The following is a 584-nucleotide window of genomic DNA, read 5'->3' on the forward strand; positions in this document are numbered from 1 at the left end:
AAAAATCTCCAAAGAAGAATTTATGAAAATCATTGAATTAACAGGTCTCCCAGTTAGTCATATTCAAAAATTAATTGACTTGGAAAAGGCAGAACAAGAAGAAGCTAAAAGAAAAGAATTAGAAAAGAAGAATCCGCCTTTTGTGCAACTTTACAAAAGTCACATGAAAGAGATCCGATGGTTAATAACAAATCATCATTTATCAAGCAATATTTTATTTTTCTTTCTAGAAAATATGAATAATCGTAATGTAATTGTCTGTTCTCAACAATTGTTGATGGAACAATTTAATAAAGGACGTACAACAATACACAATGCAATAAAAACTTTAAAAGAACATGGATTTATTTCAGTAGCTAAAATAGGCAATGCAAATGCTTATATTATTAATCCAGAAATAGCGTTTCAAGATAGCAGAGATAAAATAAAATACGTTTCATTTGAGGGTAAAATATTAATCAATAAAAATGAAAATGAGGAATTATTTAAAGAACACAAATTTGAAAATTTAAAAGTTTTAAAAGACGAAAAGAAATAAAAAATGTTCCCTGCATACAAGGGGGAAACCCAGCATCTTCGAGTAA

1 protein-coding gene is annotated in these 584 nt (G+C 27.7%); it reads left to right on the forward strand.

Translation table 11 applies throughout. The annotated features are described in order from the left end of the window. On the forward strand, positions 1–538 hold a 538-nt coding region (locus tag FE392_RS22725), incomplete at its 5' end, for a replication/maintenance protein RepL (RefSeq protein ID WP_319931945.1). Positions 539–584 lie beyond the last annotated feature (46 nt).

Source organism: Xenorhabdus santafensis, assembly GCF_033949405.1.
In the GTDB taxonomy this organism is placed as follows: domain Bacteria; phylum Pseudomonadota; class Gammaproteobacteria; order Enterobacterales; family Enterobacteriaceae; genus Xenorhabdus; species Xenorhabdus santafensis.